The 16311-nt window shown below is 42.1% G+C and carries 13 protein-coding genes; 2 read left to right on the top strand and 11 right to left on the bottom strand.

What is annotated here, in order from left to right:
- Nucleotides 1-28 precede the first annotated feature (28 nt).
- Genes EL076_RS02955 through mvk form a run of 3 tightly spaced genes read right to left on the bottom strand, consistent with a single transcriptional unit; the run spans nucleotide 29 to nucleotide 2821 of the window.
- Nucleotides 29-1024, bottom strand: coding sequence for a phosphomevalonate kinase (locus EL076_RS02955; protein ID WP_126429184.1), 996 nt, complete (start codon nucleotides 1022-1024; stop codon nucleotides 29-31).
- Nucleotides 1017-1961 (bottom strand): diphosphomevalonate decarboxylase, encoded by a 945-nt coding sequence (mvaD, locus tag EL076_RS02950; protein ID WP_126429182.1) that lies wholly within the window; start codon nucleotides 1959-1961, stop codon nucleotides 1017-1019. The genes EL076_RS02955 and mvaD overlap by 8 nt, the downstream gene beginning before the upstream one ends.
- The gene (mvk, locus tag EL076_RS02945; protein ID WP_003093452.1) at nucleotides 1943-2821 is read right to left on the bottom strand and encodes a mevalonate kinase; all 879 of its coding nucleotides are present in this window, start codon (nucleotides 2819-2821) and stop codon (nucleotides 1943-1945) included. Before mvk ends, mvaD begins: the two co-directional genes overlap by 19 nt.
- A gap of 262 nt (nucleotides 2822-3083) precedes the next feature.
- Here mvk and EL076_RS02940 point away from each other — a divergent pair, with 262 nt between their 5' ends.
- Entirely contained in the window at nucleotides 3084-3647 is a 564-nt protein-coding gene (locus EL076_RS02940; protein WP_126429180.1) for a nucleotidyltransferase family protein, read from the top strand.
- A 248-nt stretch (nucleotides 3648-3895) separates the two neighbouring features.
- Here EL076_RS02940 and EL076_RS02935 read toward each other — a convergent pair whose 3' ends face one another.
- The 6 genes from EL076_RS02935 to EL076_RS02905 form a co-directional block, all read right to left on the bottom strand.
- Nucleotides 3896-5212 carry an FAD-containing oxidoreductase gene (locus EL076_RS02935; RefSeq protein ID WP_126429178.1) on the bottom strand — a complete coding sequence of 439 codons (1317 nt, stop codon included), beginning with the start codon at nucleotides 5210-5212 and terminating at the stop codon, nucleotides 3896-3898.
- 757 nt (nucleotides 5213-5969) lie between these two features.
- The gene (locus EL076_RS02925) at nucleotides 5970-7115 is read right to left on the bottom strand and encodes an amidohydrolase (RefSeq protein WP_126429176.1); all 1146 of its coding nucleotides are present in this window, start codon (nucleotides 7113-7115) and stop codon (nucleotides 5970-5972) included.
- Between the two features lie 247 nt (nucleotides 7116-7362).
- On the bottom strand, nucleotides 7363-8082 hold the full coding sequence (locus EL076_RS02920) for a 16S rRNA pseudouridine(516) synthase (protein WP_126429175.1): 720 nt from the start codon (nucleotides 8080-8082) through the stop codon (nucleotides 7363-7365).
- 80 nt (nucleotides 8083-8162) lie between these two features.
- Nucleotides 8163-8846 (bottom strand): VIT1/CCC1 transporter family protein, encoded by a 684-nt coding sequence (locus tag EL076_RS02915; protein ID WP_126429173.1) that lies wholly within the window; start codon nucleotides 8844-8846, stop codon nucleotides 8163-8165.
- A gap of 116 nt (nucleotides 8847-8962) precedes the next feature.
- Entirely contained in the window at nucleotides 8963-9946 is a 984-nt protein-coding gene (trhO, locus tag EL076_RS02910; RefSeq protein WP_126429171.1) for an oxygen-dependent tRNA uridine(34) hydroxylase TrhO, read from the bottom strand.
- Nucleotides 9947-10136: 190 nt separating this feature from the next.
- Nucleotides 10137-10838 carry a glucosamine-6-phosphate deaminase gene (locus EL076_RS02905; RefSeq protein ID WP_126429169.1) on the bottom strand — a complete coding sequence of 234 codons (702 nt, stop codon included), beginning with the start codon at nucleotides 10836-10838 and terminating at the stop codon, nucleotides 10137-10139.
- 150 nt (nucleotides 10839-10988) lie between these two features.
- Between EL076_RS02905 and queA the strand changes: the two genes are divergently transcribed.
- Nucleotides 10989-12032 carry a tRNA preQ1(34) S-adenosylmethionine ribosyltransferase-isomerase QueA gene (queA, locus tag EL076_RS02900; RefSeq protein WP_126429167.1) on the top strand — a complete coding sequence of 348 codons (1044 nt, stop codon included), beginning with the start codon at nucleotides 10989-10991 and terminating at the stop codon, nucleotides 12030-12032.
- 99 nt (nucleotides 12033-12131) lie between these two features.
- Here the strand turns inward: queA and EL076_RS02895 are convergent, their stop codons facing one another.
- Both EL076_RS02895 and EL076_RS02890 read right to left on the bottom strand, forming a co-directional pair.
- Nucleotides 12132-13919 carry an ABC transporter ATP-binding protein gene (locus EL076_RS02895; protein ID WP_126429165.1) on the bottom strand — a complete coding sequence of 596 codons (1788 nt, stop codon included), beginning with the start codon at nucleotides 13917-13919 and terminating at the stop codon, nucleotides 12132-12134.
- Nucleotides 13920-13931: 12 nt separating this feature from the next.
- The gene (locus tag EL076_RS02890) at nucleotides 13932-15668 is read right to left on the bottom strand and encodes an ABC transporter ATP-binding protein (RefSeq protein ID WP_126429163.1); all 1737 of its coding nucleotides are present in this window, start codon (nucleotides 15666-15668) and stop codon (nucleotides 13932-13934) included.
- Nucleotides 15669-16311: the final 643 nt, after the last annotated feature.

The raw sequence follows: 16311 nt of genomic DNA, 5'->3' as shown, positions 1-16311 counted from the left end.
TGCGTGATAATGTCTACTTAGCTGACTCCTAAACTTCATACAAAAGCTCTATGCCTTCCTCTTGCCAGCGCTCAACTAGACTATCTCGGCTAGCTTGGTCAAAGGCAAAAGCGATACCACAGTCACCACCTCCAGCTCCAGAGGATTTAGCGATAACATCAAGTCCTTGTTCAGCTTCTTTGAGTTTTTTCAACTTATCCACATAAATATTTGGACTCAATGATTCTAGCTGGTCACTAACTGTTTGAAGGCTGCTCTTAAGCAAATTCTTATTTCCTGTTTCCAGTGCCTTGATGGCATCTTGGACGGCAACTTCTGTTTCACTTAAATACTTGCTTGATATACGAGATTTGGCCATTTTAACCATGTCTTTTGAAATAGCAGCTTGCTTGGTCCATCCCACCACGAAGCGAGCTTTAAGTACTGACACTACTGGACTAATATGATAACCCCAGTCTATTTCCAAAAGTTCGGATAAAGTCAATTGGTCTATAAGCTCTGCTATTTTTGCACGATCAAAGGAGCGATAGGAAACCAGGTCCTCGTATACGATACAAGCTAGGTCTCCCATAGAACCGTTGTCTCCTTGTTTGAGGAGGATGTAACTAGCTAATTTAAAGAGAATGTCTTTGGATAAGTCTTTCTGAAGCGCTGCTGCCAAGGCCTTAAGGGTCAATACCACAACTGAACCTGATGAGCCAATGCCAAATTTAACCCCATCTCGTTCCAACTTTCCAGTGATTGAAAGGTCCAGACTAGGCAATTTCTCACCACAATAGGCCTCAAAAGTATTCAGGGCCTCTTGAATGAGGGAGTAATTTACGTCTGGCTCACGGCCCACACTGTAGTCAAACATGTCTGAAGACAGCTGTGTGCTTGGAGCTTTCTTGACCTCTGCTGACATAAAAATAGGAATAAATTGAATTAGGGCTGTCTGCCCAGGTGTTAAGACAGAATATTCTCCAGCAATGTAGAGTTTCCCACCTGTTTTTACTGTGACCCGATTGACCGACTGCTTAAGCATCTGGCAACTCCTTGGTGCGTGAAGCGATGACCTGATAGTCCTTACGGAAGTGGTCTGCCAGACGGTCCAGGTCTTCTTCCAGACAGAGCACCTTAACATTTGGTCCTGCATCCATAGTGAAGTAACATTGCTCACCAGAGGCTCGGAGGGCCTTAACCTTGTCCATTGCCCGGTAAGAGGCTTCCGTTAAATATGAAAATGGAGGGTTAGCCGTACTTGTGGTTTGGTGCATACGAAGGGCATTGGCTTCAGTGAGCTCACCCACCGCTTGGAAATCATTAGCCTTGAGGTAGCCTAACATATCCTTGTAATCCTGCTCAGACTGTTTAATCCACTCTGGGAAGGAGGTCGATGTTTCGGTACACAATTTCATACCGTCTCGGCTTGATACAGGTTTCTTTTGATCTGTCAAAACCAGCATAATCATGGCCAATTTGAGGTCTGTTTCAACTTGATAAACCTCACCACTATCCTTGTCCCAAGCTGCCAATGGACCAAAGAAAGACCGTGATGATGAGCCTGAGGCAAACTTGGCAATTTGAGCTAATTCAGACTGCGTTTTTCCTACTTGGAAGAGTTCGTTAGCCGCCTTAACTAGGGCAGAAAGACCTGAGGAACTTGATGATAAACCTGCAGCTGTTGGCATGTTGTTCCAAGTTTCAATCTTGACATGTTGGTTTGGATTGGTACGGAAGAGATCTAAGACCTTGCTGGCCTTGGTTGTTTCTTTTTTCCCTTGGAGCTCATCATCGATATACATGACATCACCAGTCGCATCCTCAGGCAGAAAAGACAACTTGGTTTCCGTATACATATTCTCCAAAGTCAGTGAGATACTGCTGGTTGAAGGAATCATACGCTCCGCATCTGCCTTACCCCAGTATTTGACAATAGCAATATTTGCGTACGATTTGACGCTTACAGGCTTTCTATCCACGTGTTTACGGCTCCTTTTTCTTGAAGTTTTTTAGCAATCGTTTGGGCTTGATCTTTGGTACTTGTTAGGGCAATAATGCAACCACCCAGTCCTCCGCCTGACATCTTTGCTCCCTGTGCACCGTGATCCAGAGCAGTTGCTACTAGAAGGTCCGACAAGTCACAAGACACACCTAAAGATTTAAGATGATTATGGGCTTGAGACATGAGCTGACCAAGAAGCTTTTGATCCTTGGCTTTGAGGGCTAGTTCTGCCTGCTGACTTAATTCGCCCAGTCGGTTCAGGTCTGATAAGGCATCTAGCCCGATAGCCTCAACCTTCTCCACAGCCTCACGGGTGTTTCCATGGATGCCCGTATCAGCAATGACCAGATAGGCACCTAAATTGACCTCGATTTCCTTGAAACCAATGTTTCGCGTAAAGCTGATGGCTTGGTCACTCAAGCAGGTCTTAGCATCTAAGCCACTAGGTTTACTATGGGCAATAGTCTCTGCCTGATGGACCAGCATTTCCAAGGTCTCCTGGCTAAGCTCCTGGTCGAAATAATCAAAAACCGCACGAATAGCCGCAATGGCCACTGCAGCAGATGACCCCATGCCACGCTTTTCAGGGACGCTAGACGAAATATCATAGCTGATAGGCTGATTCTTGATTTCCAGATAATTAAGCGCTGAAAAAATCGCTGTCGTCAAGGGATCCTGAGCCTTGAGCGTCAAAGGAGTATCAGCCGCCTGAATCTGACAGACAACCTCAATATCCTTAAGAGGGAGAGCAAGGGCTGGATGGCCATAAACAACCGAGTGCTCCCCCATCAAAATAATCTTACTGTGGGCCTTGCCCACTCCTACTTTCTTAGTCATAAGTTATACACACCCACAGACCAATTGGCATACGAGTATCTTTCTAAGTTTTTCATACAGTTTCTAGTGGTGACTCAAGGTCTATCAAGCATTCAAAGGAGACAAAGAGCACCAATCTAAAGAATTTTATTATAGCACTTCTATCTTATCATCAAAGCGCAAAAAAAGCGACATATAACCTAGAGTGTCGCTTTGCATTAGAGATATGGTCCTAAATTGATATTTCTATCTTAAACTAGTACAATGCCAATGAGGTTAAAAAATGATTGATGTCGAAAAACTAATTAAACAGAACTCCGAACTAATGGCACTATTAAAGATTATCCACTCTTTCCAACTTAATGACTGTTGGCTTTGTGCTGGAACTTTACGCAATTATATTTGGGACTACTTAAGCACCGGAAATACATCTTCAAATATCAATTTCTCAGATATCGATGTCATTTTCTTTGATAAAAATATATCATATGAGCAAACTGTTGAAATAGAAAATCAAATAAAGAGAAAATATCCTGAATACAATTGGGAAATAAAAAATCAGTATTATATGAATATACATAGCCCTAATACTGAAAAGTATCTCAGCTCTACAGATGCTGTTTCAAAATTTCCCGAAAAATGTACTGCCATAGCTGCTAGACTAAATGACAATCAGGAACTAGAAGTATTTATTCCTTTTGGGACAGACGATTTGATTAACTTCAGAGTATCACCCACACCGCATTACTTTTCAGACAAGGACCGACAAATGGTCTATAACGAGAGAGTAAAAAAGAAAAATTGGAACACATTCTGGCCAAACATTTCTATAGAATTTATCAAATAGATTAAACTATGATTTGAGATTTACTTTTTACAATACTTTCCGCTGTGAGAAAAGTTTCTGAAACTCGGAATTTTTGAGAGTAAAACAGTTCGGGGAACTGTTTTAGCCTGAGCCTAGAAATTAAAAAGTAAAGGAGCTCAAAAATTAGTCATGGAACTTCGAAGAAGGTCGCTGACGGCCGAACTCACCTAAGGAAAGTCTTAAAAAATTTTTCTACGTTAAAAAAGAGCCTCTCGGCTCTTTTCATTTTAAATCGCAAACAAATCGTTTAGGTTCTCAGCCATAGTTGGATGAGTAAAGATTTGTTTAGCCAAATCTGTATATGGAATGTGATGATTAATCGCTAGGGTAATTAGATTGATAATTTCATGAGATTCTTGACCAAAGAGGGTCACACCCAAGATTTCCTTAGTTTCAGGGTTTACCACAGCTTTGAAGGCACCACGCAAATCGCCATTAACATGACCACGAGGCATGCCAGCAACTGGAAGTTCCTTGACAGCAACCGGTCCACCTGCTGCTCTGGCTTGGTCTTCAGTAAGGCCAACCTGTGCCAAAGGTGGGTTAAGGAACATAGCGGTTGGAACAGCTCCACGTGTTTCAAGGTTATAGCTGCCATCACCAGTTAGGTAATTAAAGACAATACGGAAATCATCTAGTGAGATATAGGTAAATTGAAGACCACCATTAACATCACCCACTGCAAAGACACCAGGAACACTTGTTTCCAAATGTTTATTGACTTGGATACCACCGCGCTCAGTCAAGGCGATATCAGTATTTTCCAAGTGAAGAGGTTCGATATTAGGCTTACGTCCTGTCGCATAAAGGAGCGCATCAAAACGGAACTCACCTTTGTCAGTAACAACGACAACTTCATCGCCATCATTCTTAACTTCGGAAGTTTTAACACCTTGCTCAAAGACAATGCCGTCCTCTTCCATGTATTCCTTGGCCAACTTAGCAATAGATGGCTCCACACGTGGCAAGAAGCTAGTCGCTGCATCTAAAACAGTTACTTGGCTTCCCAAACGGTTATAAAGGCCAGCAAATTCAAGACCGATATTACCACCACCTAAGACACCCAAACGTTTTGGTAAGGCTTCAAGGGTCTGAATACCAGTTGAATCGTAGACATGCTTAGTTGTTGTCAAGCCAGGAATAGGCAAGACATTAGACACAGCACCTGTATTGATGACAATAGTCTCAGCTGTAAGCTCTTGACGGTCATCACCAGCCACCACTTCGATAACCTTATTTGACACGAAATGTGCTTCTGCATCAATGACATCAACGCCATTGTCTGCCAACATTTTATAATTCTTAGCATTAAGACGGCCAGTCACTGCACCACGTTCTTTCATGGTATCGTCAAATGACCAGCCCTTCTCTGCCGCTACAATCATAGTCTTGGTTGGAATACACGCAATATTAATGCAAGTACCACCATACATAGCTTTACTGCGCTCGATGACAGCAACTTTCTTACCAGCCGCATTCATCTTAGCAGCCAAAGTTTTACCGGCTTTACCAAAACCGATAACAATCAAATCATAGTTTACCATTTCTGTATCCTCCTATATACTGCCATTCTATCATTTAATTTTTCAGACTGCACATATCTGAACTGGAAAATAAAAAAGCTACAGCTTTTATTGTAACCCCTTTCTCATCTGTTTTTAATAGATTTCCATAATTCCACTACCTAAGCCTTTTCTCGCAGAAATTCTAATATAATTTTATTAAATTGCTTACTTTCGATAAAGGCCGCGTGACCCTGTTTGCCAAATTCATAATAGGAAGCACGGGGAATGTTGTTGGCAAGTTCTCTCGCACCATCCACTCATAGAACCAGATCTTTTTTATCTCCCAGAACAAGGGTCGGACAAGCGATTGCTTTTTTCTTTACTCGCAGACTTTAAAAGTAGCCTATTAATCAGATATAATTTTTTTAAAACGGGATTGATATAATAACGCTTTCACCTTATCTAAAAAGCTCAAAAATAGCAAGTTAAAAATCTTCCCTCCTTTTTAAATCTTGAAATCTTGCTTCTAAAATACGACAAAAGAGCCCAACCAAGCGGCTGGGTTCTTAAGTGTAAACTAAATGATCAAAAGAATATTTCTCCTTAGGCACGTCCTCCTTTTTATTTTCAAAAGCAGCACCAATTTAAAATCCTAAAGCCTTATTTAAAACTCTTAACAAAATAATCAAAGAGTCCTTGATCCGCTAATTGTTTATGACCCAAGAGAAACTCTGGATAATTGGACTTCCTTCCGTAACAGGTTCTTCATTACTAGTAATTCCAATTAAGGGAATAGTCAGTCGTCTTGCTCCTTAAAATAATCAAGTAGGAAAAGAGCGTTTTCTACATAGTAATTAACAGCTACAGGCAAGGCCTCATCTTTCACAAGAAAATCATCATGATGCCAGTCTGGGGCATCCTCCTCACCATTAGAGCCGACAAAGGCAAAGACTCCTGGTATTTCCTTTTGATAGGCCGCAAAGTCTTCTCCGCCTGTTGATGGCAGCGTTTCAATCACTTCTGCGAAGGATTTAGAATTTTCAAAGATGAGAGGTGTGAGCGTCTGGTCATTGTAGGTCACGTAAGGCGAATTACCCCAGCTTATCTCTACCTCAGCACCGAACTGGTCTGCTGTCGCCTGAACGACCTTTTCAAAACGTACAATGACATCTTCACGAACCTTAGGTTCAAAGGTACGAATCGTTCCTTCAAAAAAGCCTGCTGCTGGAAGAACATTCCAAGTATTTCCAACTTCGATATGAGTAACTGACAATACCGCTGATTCAAAGGGCGATACCGTACGAGCCACAATCTGCTGTAAATTGTTGATGATAGTCGTAGTAACCAAGACCGTATCTACACCCAAATCAGGACGGGCAGCATGGGAAGAAACTCCCTTGACATCAACCCTAAACTGCTCCACACCAGCCATGATAGCCCCCGAACGAAGACCAATCTGACCAGGTTTCAAGTGAGGATTATTGTGATAACCGATGATAGCTGACACACCCTCAAGACCACCCGCTTCGATGACCTGATAGGCCCCTTGGAAATTTTCCTCGGCTGGTTGGAAAATCAATCGAACGGTCCCCTTAAGCTCTGCTTCTCTTTCTTTTAAAAGCTGAGCAGCTCCAAGAAGAGAGGTCTGGTGAAAGTCATGACCACAGGCATGCATAGCCCCATTGTCGCTGGCATAAGGAAGTCCTGTCTTTTCCTTAATGGGTAGGGCATCAATATCAGCACGCAAAGCAATAATCGGATGCCCTGACCCAATCTCAGCGATGAGTCCCGTCTTCAAGGGATAATTTAAAGGCTCAATACCTAGATTTTTCAAATAACCTTTCAAAAAGACTGTCGTCTCATGCTCCTCCTCAGAAACCTCTGGATGTTGGTGAATCTGATGACGTGTCTTTGCTAAATGATCATAAAATGCTTCTGTCATAATGAACCTCCCTCTCTGATTAGACTTGGTCATTGCTCCTGACTTACTTCAGTTCTCAATCGAATTGATACCATCATACCACCAGAAACAAGGCTTGAGAAATTAAAAAAACTTATAGAATGTCATAAGTTTTACTTATACCCCTAAAAAAGTCCGTCGTTATGGGCCTTACAGTATTAAGCCTAGTGATAGGATGGACCTATCAGGAGATTGAAAGTTCCTATCATACTTTAGTAGGAAGAAATGACTAGCCCAGATAAGTACGCAAAATCACTTTTTCTGTTTCCGTTAACGCTCGGTAGGATCCTACTGCTATCCCTTCATCAAGCTTAAACGCTCCAAAAGAAATCCGCTTAAGATAGGTCACCTTGACCCCATAAGCCAAGAACATCTTTTTCACTTGATGAAACTTACCTTCTGAAATCGTAATTCTAGCACAGCTCTTGTCGCTCGCAGAACTTAGAATTTCTAGCTGAGCTGATTTACAAATAGTACCATCCTCAAAGACAACACCTGACTCAAAAAATGCAGGTGCATCAGGCCCCAGAATATCATTAACCTCAACATAATAAGTCTTAGCCACATGATAGCCTGGGTGAAGCATGGCAAATCCCAGGGGACCATTGTTGGTAATCAGCACCAGGCCTTCCGTATCTCTATCCAAACGTCCCACAGGATAAAGACCCTCTCGCTGATCCTCAGACCTAATCAAATCAATGACTGTTTGGTGTTCCTTGTCCTTTCTAGCTGACACCACCCCTGACGGCTTATTCATAAGGTAGTAGACTTCTGGCGCATGTTCCAGTTCCTTACCAGAAACAGTGATGCTTTGAAGACTAGCATCCACATTAAGATTATCTCGATCCACCAGGACACCATCTACATATACCTGACGACTACGAATGAGCTTCTTGACCTGATTGCGAGAACCATAGCCCGCCTGTCCTAATAATTTATCTAAACGCATAGCCTTATTGTACCATGGATAAGTATAGTCTAATAGTCTAAAAAAGCCTACCTAAGAAGGTAGACTCATGTTACTAAAAATTACACATTCACATGGAAGACCTGTCCAACCACATAGGTCACGAGCATAGTCAAGAGTCCTACGGTCAAATTACGCAACATAGCTTGTTTAATAGGTGCTTTTCCGAGCTTGGCACTGATATAGCCAGTCAAGAGCAAAGTCAGTGCAACCACGACCACTGTTACAGGAATACGGTAAGGCTCTGGGAAAATCATAATAGCTAGTGCTGGTGGCAAGGAACCAACTGAAAAGGACAAAAAACTTGATACGGCAGCATGCCATGGATTTGTGATTTCTTCTAAATCAACTCCATATTTTTCCTCAACCAAGACCTTGATAGGATTTTTACTGAAGGCCTGATTGACCTTAACTTCCGCTGCTGTTTCGCAATCCCCCTGACTGAGGAAGGTTTGGTACAAACTCTCTCTAGCTGCTTCAGGTGAGCGATCCAGGAGAGCTTGTTCCTTAGCGATAGCAGCTTCTTCCGTATCTTTTTGCGTTGACACACTGACATATTCACCACCTGCCATTGAAAAGGCACCAGCAAAAATCGCTGATAGGGCTGAAATCAAAATAAACCAGATGTTAGATGTCGCACTGGCCACACCGATAACCACTCCCGCAATGGAAATGATACCATCATTGGCACCCAACACGCCAGCTCTCAAAATATTTAAACGTTCTGCAAAATTCTTATCTTCCAATAGTGCACTCCTTATTTAGAATGATTCTAAAAAATATTATAACAGTTATTTAGAATGATTACAAATAAGAAATTTGAAAAAGCCGAGATTTCTCTCAGCTTCTTAACTCGTTTAACTTAGGCAGGTGTTACATCCAAGCTCTCACCAATAGCCACAAGGCGTTCGACAACGTCTTCTTGGCTCAAACCATTTTCAGAGACATAACGGTTGCGTGGGTGAACACGGCATTCATGTGAGCAGCCACGAAGGTACTTGTCTTCATTTTCCTCTGAAGTAAGGATACGGCGGTTACAGAATGGGTTACCACAGTTGACATAGCGTTCGCAAGGCGTCCCATCGAACCAATCCTTACCGACAACTATAGGATCTACATGGTTGATATCAACAGCAATACGCTCATCAAAGACATACATCTTACCATCCCAAAGCTCCCCTTGAACCTCTGGATCTTTTCCGTAAGTCGCGATACCACCGTGCAATTGGCCAACATCTTTGTAGCCTTCACGAACCATCCACCCTGAGAATTTCTCACAGCGGACACCACCAGTACAGTAAACAACCACGCGCTTATCCATGAACTCTTCTTTATGGTCGCGGACCCATTGTGGCAATTCACGGAAGTTGCGGATGTCTGGACGAATGGCTCCACGGAAGTGCCCAAGGTCATACTCATAGTCGTTACGTGTATCGAGGACAACAGTGTCCTCATCTAGAAGGGCGTCTTTAAACTCTTTTGGTGACAAGTAAGCACCCGTTGTTTCAAGTGGATTGATGTCGCTATCAAAGTTATCATCCTCTAAACCAAGGTGAACAATTTCCTTCTTGTAGCGAACAAACATCTTCTTGAAGGCTTGCTCCTCTTCCTCATCAATCTTGAACCAAAGGTCCTCCATCCCTGGAAGGCTGTGAACGTAGTCCATATATTTTTGAGTGGTTTCATAGTCACCAGAAACCGTTCCATTGATTCCCTCGTCAGCAACCAAGATACGTCCCTTTAGACCGATTGACTTACAAAAAGCCAAGTGGTCAGCCGCAAATTGCTCAGCGTTTTCGATGGGAAGGTATTTATAATAAAGCAATACTCGAATAGGTTTTGCCATTGTATTTCCTCTTTCTTTATGAAATATCTATATTTGTTGTTTGATAGTCAAACTCAACTTAACTATTATAGCGCTATCAAAGAGGACTAGGCAATTGATTTGCTTGGAAGCACATTTTCACAGAAGAAAAAGGCTGAATGCTAAATGCCTCAACCTGAGTTTCGTGGGATTGTTTTTCCACAAGATAGTATTACAATTTCGCAGCAGCGGCCTCATCCAAGATAAGAGTCACGTCTGGATGATTTTGCAAGACACTAGCTGGCACTTCCTCTGTCACCGGACCCTTAACCATCTTGAAAATGGCATCTGCCTTCTTGTCACCATAGGCAAACAATATTATCTTCTTAGCAGCCATAATAGAAGCAATTCCCATTGAAATAGCCTTTGTAGGGACTTGATCACGACTGACAAAGAAACGGCTATTTGCTTCAATGGTGCTATCCGTCAAGTCGACCACATGAGTTTGACTATCAAAAGGCGTACCTGGCTCATTAAAACCAATATGCCCATTACTTCCGATTCCTAGGATTTGCAGGTCAATGGTATGATGCAACAAGATGTCATCGTAGTCCTTAGCCGCCTTCTCCAAATCTTCAGCCATACCGTCAGGTAAGAAGCTCTCCTTAAATGGCTTGGCATCAAAGAGTTGAGCCTTCATAAAGGCATGGTAGCTCTGCTCATGGTCTGGTGCTAGTCCGACGTATTCATCCAAATTGACGCTGTAAAGTTCCGAAAAATCCACGTCGCTTTCAACCATCTCTTGGTAGAGGGCGATAGGTGAACTACCTGTAGCCAACCCCAATGTTTGAGCACCCACTACAAGGCTCTCTTTAAGAAGATCAAAGGCAACTTGGCCTCCCTCAACTTGATTTTTAACTAAAATCTTTTTCATTCTATTCACCTCGATATTGGTATATACCGTTTTCTTTATTATCTCTTTTTTTAATCCTTTTGTCAAGCGCTTTCACTTAACTCCTTTAATGACGGTCGCCCTATATCGTGCTATAATAAAAAGGCTGAAAATTTTTAAACGAGGAAAGAAATGAATACAAACGATTTTGATTTTGAACTACCAGAAGAACTAATTGCCCAAACCCCATTGGAACAACGTGACGCCTCTAAACTCTTAGTCATTGATCCTGTAACCAAGGAAATGACTGATACCCACTTCGACCACATCATTGACCAGCTTAACCCTGGCGATGCCTTGGTCATGAACAATACGCGCGTGCTTCCTGCCCGTCTCTACGGTGAAAAGCCTGATACCCACGGTCACGTGGAATTTCTCCTTTTGAAAAATACCCAAGGTGATCAATGGGAAGTTTTGGCTAAGCCAGCGAAACGCCTTAAGGTAGGTGCTAAAGTCAGTTTTGGTGATGGTCGCTTGACTGCCACTGTCACTGAGGAACTAGATCACGGTGGACGTATCGTAGAATTTAGCTACAACGGTATCTTCCTTGAGGTCTTGGAAAGCTTGGGTGAGATGCCATTGCCACCTTATATCCATGAAAAATTGGAAGACCGCGACCGTTACCAAACGGTCTATGCCAAGGAAAATGGCTCTGCCGCTGCTCCAACAGCTGGCCTCCATTTCACACCTGAGTTACTTCAAAAGATTGAAGCTAAAGGCGTAAAATTGGTCTACCTCACCCTCCACGTTGGACTGGGAACCTTCCGACCTGTTTCTGTCGATAATGTCGACGAGCATGAAATGCACTCAGAGTTTTACACCCTCAGCCAAGAAGCTGCCGATACCCTTAATAGCGTCAAAGCCACTGGAGGTCGCATTGTTGCTGTTGGAACAACCTCAATCCGAACACTGGAAACAATCGGCAATAAATACAACGGCCGACTCCAAGCCGACTCAGGATGGACCAATATCTTTATCAAACCAGGTTATCAATTCACAGTCGTAGATGCCTTCTCAACTAACTTCCACCTTCCAAAGTCAACCTTGGTGATGTTGGTTTCAGCCTTTGCTGGTCGTGAATTCGTCCTAGATGCCTACAAACACGCCGTCCAAGAACGCTACCGCTTCTTCAGTTTCGGAGATGCCATGTTCGTAACACGACGTGCGGGGAAATAAGAGTTATTTTGAGACTTCTCTTACTGGGGAAGTCTCTTTTATTGCACGTCACATTCAGAAAAAATCCACCAGTTATGATGAACTGATGGATTTTCTTGTTTATTTCTCCGAAAATTGACTATTATACAAATCGTAATAAAAACCTTTATCTGCAAGGAGGGATTCATGGTTTCCTTGTTCAATGATTTGTCCATCTTTAAGGACCAAAATCTTGTCTGCCTCTTGAATCGTTGATAGTCGGTGAGCAATGACAAAACTTGTTCGACCTTGCATGAGGGTCTTCATGGCTTTTTGAATCAAGAGTTCCAGACGAGTATCAACTGATGAGGTTGCCTCGTCCAAAATCAAGATTTTAGGGTCAGCCAGAAGCGCACGAGCAATGGTCAAAAGTTGCTTTTGTCCCAGTGAAATGTTACTTGATTCCTGGTTCATTTCCATATTGTAACCACCAGGCAGCGTACGGATAAAGTGATCCACATTGGCAGCCTTAGCTGCTTCAACAATTTCTTCATCAGTTGCCTCAAGATTACCAAAACGAAGATTTTCCTTGATAGTTCCTTCAAAAAGCCAAGCATCCTGAAGCACCATACCAAACTGTTTACGATAATCTTGACGCGACAAATTGCGTATATCATGACCATCAACCGAGATAGAACCAGCAGTCACATCATAGAAACGCATGAGAAGGTTGATAATGGTTGATTTTCCAGCACCGGTAGGACCGACAATGGCCACCATTTCACCAGGATTAACCTCAAGGTTAAAGTCACGAATCAAAGGTTTATCAGCTATATACTGGAATTCCACATGATTAAAGCTAACTTGACCAGTTAATTCTCCTTCAAGCACCTCAGTAGCATTATTAACCTCGTCTGGTTCATCCATCAGTTGGAAAATACGGTCCAAGGAAGATTTAGCACTCTGCAATTGTCCAGCCAACTGAGTCAAGTTCTGAATAGGTTGATTAATCTGCCAAACGTACTGAACAAAAGCCTGCATATTACCAATCGTCAAGCGACCAGCTAAGACTTGCAAACCACCTAGGACGGCGACAATTAGATAGGTCAAGTCAGATAAACCATTAAGGACAGGCATCATGAGGCCTGAAATGAAATTGGCCTTAAAACCTACCTTTTGAAGGTCTTCCGTAATTCCTTTAAAGTCGTCTAAAGACCTATCCTCACGCCCAAAAAGTTTAAGCACATTGAAACCAGTCAGATTTTCCTGAACAAAACCGTTAAGAGTACCTAGGGCATCAGCCTGCTGCTTAAAGTAAGGTTGAGACTTACTCATAATGAAGCGAGCACCAAAGTAAGTAATCGGAATAGTGATAACAACCACAGCTCCCAACTGAAGATTAAGGTACAGCACTGTTCCAATAACCAAGGCTAGAGTAAAGGCGGCGTTGACAACCTGCAAGAATGACTGCTGCAAGGCATTCGAAACTGTCTCGACGTCACTAGTAAAGCGACCCAAAAGGTCTCCAAATTGTTGCTTATCAAAGTATGACACTGAGGTACGATTGATTTTCTCAGTCATCTCATTTCGCATATCCTGAACCGTTACTTGCACAGCATTGGTCATAAAATAGTTGGAATAGTAAGAAGCCAACTCATAGATGAGACCACGCAAGAGGTAAAAGACCAAAACTAAACCAACGTAAGAAACGTTGATATGAGCTCCTTCTACCCCCTTAATGATGTCCAGTGTATTTTTAGTCAGTTCCGTAATGGCTAAACCAATGACCACCGGCTCAATGACACTCATGGTGACACTAATAATTTTCAAGAAAATAGCTAGGTAAAGTGGGAAACGGTAAACCTGCAAGTATGACCAAAGGCGGCCAAAACTTGAGGAATGAGTTGTTTTCTTTTTATTATTCTTCATTTTGACCTCCTTCTAGTCTTCCGTAAGACTCTTTTGATTCAATTGTGAATTAGCAATCTCACGGTAAATGTCATTACTTTCCATAAGCTCTTCGTGACGACCACGACCAACAATTTCACCCTTATCAAGAACGATAATCTGATCAGCATCCATAATAGTTCCCACACGTTGAGCCACGATCAAGACCGTCGCATCCTGGGTCACTTCTTTTAGACGACGACGCAAGGTCGCATCAGTCTTGTAGTCCAAGGCAGAGAAGGAATCATCAAAGATGTAGAGATCAGGACGTTTAACCACCGCACGTGCAATTGATAAACGCTGCTTCTGTCCCCCAGAAAGGTTGCTACCACCTTCAGCCAAGTGAGAATCATAGCGTTCTTCCTTACTTTCGATAAATTCCTTGGCTTGAGCCACATCAGTAGCTTGATTCAATTCTTCATGACTGGCATTTTCCTTACCATAACGAATATTTTCACCGATCGTCCCAGTAAAGAGCAGAGCTTTTTGTGGAATAAAACCAATCTTACGACGAAGCGCCTTAAGATTGTAGTCACGGACATCCACACCATCCACAAGAATGCGTCCAAGTGTTACATCATAAAAGCGTGGAATCAACTGTACAAGTGATGATTTTCCTGAACCCGTAGACCCAATAAAGGCAATGGTTTCACCAGGTTTGGCCTTGAAGGAAATATTGTGTAGGACAGGACTTTCAGTTTCACCAGGATAGGCAAAGGTCACATTGTCAAACTCCAAATATCCCTTAGTCTCGGTTTCTGTCACGCCATCTTCATTTGGATTGATAGAAATCGGCATGTCCATAATTTCCTGCAGACGTTCACTAGATACCGCTGTACGAGGATACATGGTAAAGAGATTGGCTAGGAAAAGGAAAGACAATAGTGCATGGAAGCTGTACTCAATAAAGGCAACCAAGTCACCGATTGCCAAAGTCCCAGAACCTAATGGCTCAAGAGCAAACCAAACAATTGCCACAATCATGGCTATGATGATTTGCACAAAAAGTGGCTCAGTCAAACCAGTCAATTTAAAAAGTTTGTTTGAATTATCCGCATAGACAGCATTTTCAGAAGCGAACTTCTTCTCTTGAAAATCTTCTCTAGCGAAAGCACGGATGACACGAAGTCCAGTCAGATTTTCACGAGCATACTGGTTAATCTTGTCGAGCGTTGTCTGTTGCTTTTCAGAAAGCGGACGCGTTTTTACCGCCACATACCAGACAACTACGGCTAGAAAAGGCAAGGAGATTGCCACAATCCAAGCCAAAGATGGACTTGTCGTCAAAATCAAGAAGACACTGGAAACCATCATCAAAGGAGTGATAACACCCAGCTTGAGAAGTTGATCTGCAAACTGCATGAGAACAAAAGCATCCGACGTGATACGAGTCACCAAAGAAGATACCCCAATTTGTTCGTACTCATGGTGTGAATACTCCTGAAGCTTAGCATAAATGTCATTACGCATGACTTGCACCATAGTAGTGGTCAACTTACCAACCGCATAGGCCAGAAGCACACGACCAACAATACCAGTTAAGACCACACCAAACATGACCCAAGCATAGGTATAAAGCTTGTCTGCATCCCCACGGTTAATTCCCTCATCAATCATTCTGGCAAGAACCGTCGGCAGCCCCAAATTGGCAATAACAAATAAAATGGCCGCCGTAAAATTCATCGCTAGCCACTTAGGATAACGCCTGAGATAAGACCAAATAAAAGCCATAAATTTCTCCTTTTCTTCTTCATTAAGCTATACTCTTAAGTTTTCAAAAGTCTATACCAACTTCCGAAACATTAAAAAGCACAGAAAAAGGGCGTGACAAGCACGCACATTACCTACATTCTAACAAATGGAAATATTAAAAGCAATAGAAAAAAGCAGGGCTTGGCACTGCACCCTGGTTTTCTTTATTAAGCGACTTGAGTCGTTACCTTATTATTTTAAGAGTAATTGAAGCAGACTGATTCTAATTACTGATTTTGCTGAATTTATTTAATGGATTTACATTTTGACAATTTTTGGGAAGGATACTGAGGAGGTTCTGGAAGGTTATTTAGTTACCCTGTTTGAAGATTATAATTTCAAGCAAAGTCAACTCATCCAGAGAGGATTTGGCCAATGTTCTGACACACTTGAAAACTTATTTGATTAACACTCCATAACTCTACTTGAGTGTTTACACAAAATTATTGACAGTATCTGTTTTTTACCAAGAATAAATAAGTATAATTTTATTTCAATTAAATTATACTTTCTTTAGTTCAATGTGTACATATTCCTTTTATAGAAGCTCTATAATTTCTGTAGTGGGTAAAACCACTGTAGAGATTATAGAGCTTTTTAAGTGTACACAAAAAGTCCCATA

Origin of the sequence: Streptococcus vestibularis, assembly GCF_900636445.1 — a bacterium.
GTDB classification, from domain to species: domain Bacteria; phylum Bacillota; class Bacilli; order Lactobacillales; family Streptococcaceae; genus Streptococcus; species Streptococcus vestibularis.
The sequence above is the reverse complement of the archived record's forward strand: the minus strand, read 5'-3'. Positions and strand labels throughout refer to the sequence as shown.

Bases quoted from the DNA above. Each gene is read 5' to 3' on its own strand.
- EL076_RS02955 (WP_126429184.1), bottom strand. From the start codon at position 1,024: ATGCTTAAGCAGTCGGTCAATCGGGTCACAGTAAAAACAGGTGGGAAA.
- queA (WP_126429167.1), top strand. From the start codon at position 10,989: ATGAATACAAACGATTTTGATTTTGAACTACCAGAAGAACTAATTGCC.
- EL076_RS02920 (WP_126429175.1), bottom strand. From the start codon at position 8,082: ATGCGTTTAGATAAATTATTAGGACAGGCGGGCTATGGTTCTCGCAAT.
- EL076_RS02895 (WP_126429165.1), bottom strand. From the start codon at position 13,919: ATGAAGAATAATAAAAAGAAAACAACTCATTCCTCAAGTTTTGGCCGC.
- trhO (WP_126429171.1), bottom strand. From the start codon at position 9,946: ATGGCAAAACCTATTCGAGTATTGCTTTATTATAAATACCTTCCCATC.
- EL076_RS02935 (WP_126429178.1), bottom strand. From the start codon at position 5,212: ATGGTAAACTATGATTTGATTGTTATCGGTTTTGGTAAAGCCGGTAAA.
- EL076_RS02905 (WP_126429169.1), bottom strand. From the start codon at position 10,838: ATGAAAAAGATTTTAGTTAAAAATCAAGTTGAGGGAGGCCAAGTTGCC.
- EL076_RS02940 (WP_126429180.1), top strand. From the start codon at position 3,084: ATGATTGATGTCGAAAAACTAATTAAACAGAACTCCGAACTAATGGCA.
- mvk (WP_003093452.1), bottom strand. From the start codon at position 2,821: ATGACTAAGAAAGTAGGAGTGGGCAAGGCCCACAGTAAGATTATTTTG.
- EL076_RS02890 (WP_126429163.1), bottom strand. From the start codon at position 15,668: ATGGCTTTTATTTGGTCTTATCTCAGGCGTTATCCTAAGTGGCTAGCG.
- EL076_RS02925 (WP_126429176.1), bottom strand. From the start codon at position 7,115: ATGACAGAAGCATTTTATGATCATTTAGCAAAGACACGTCATCAGATT.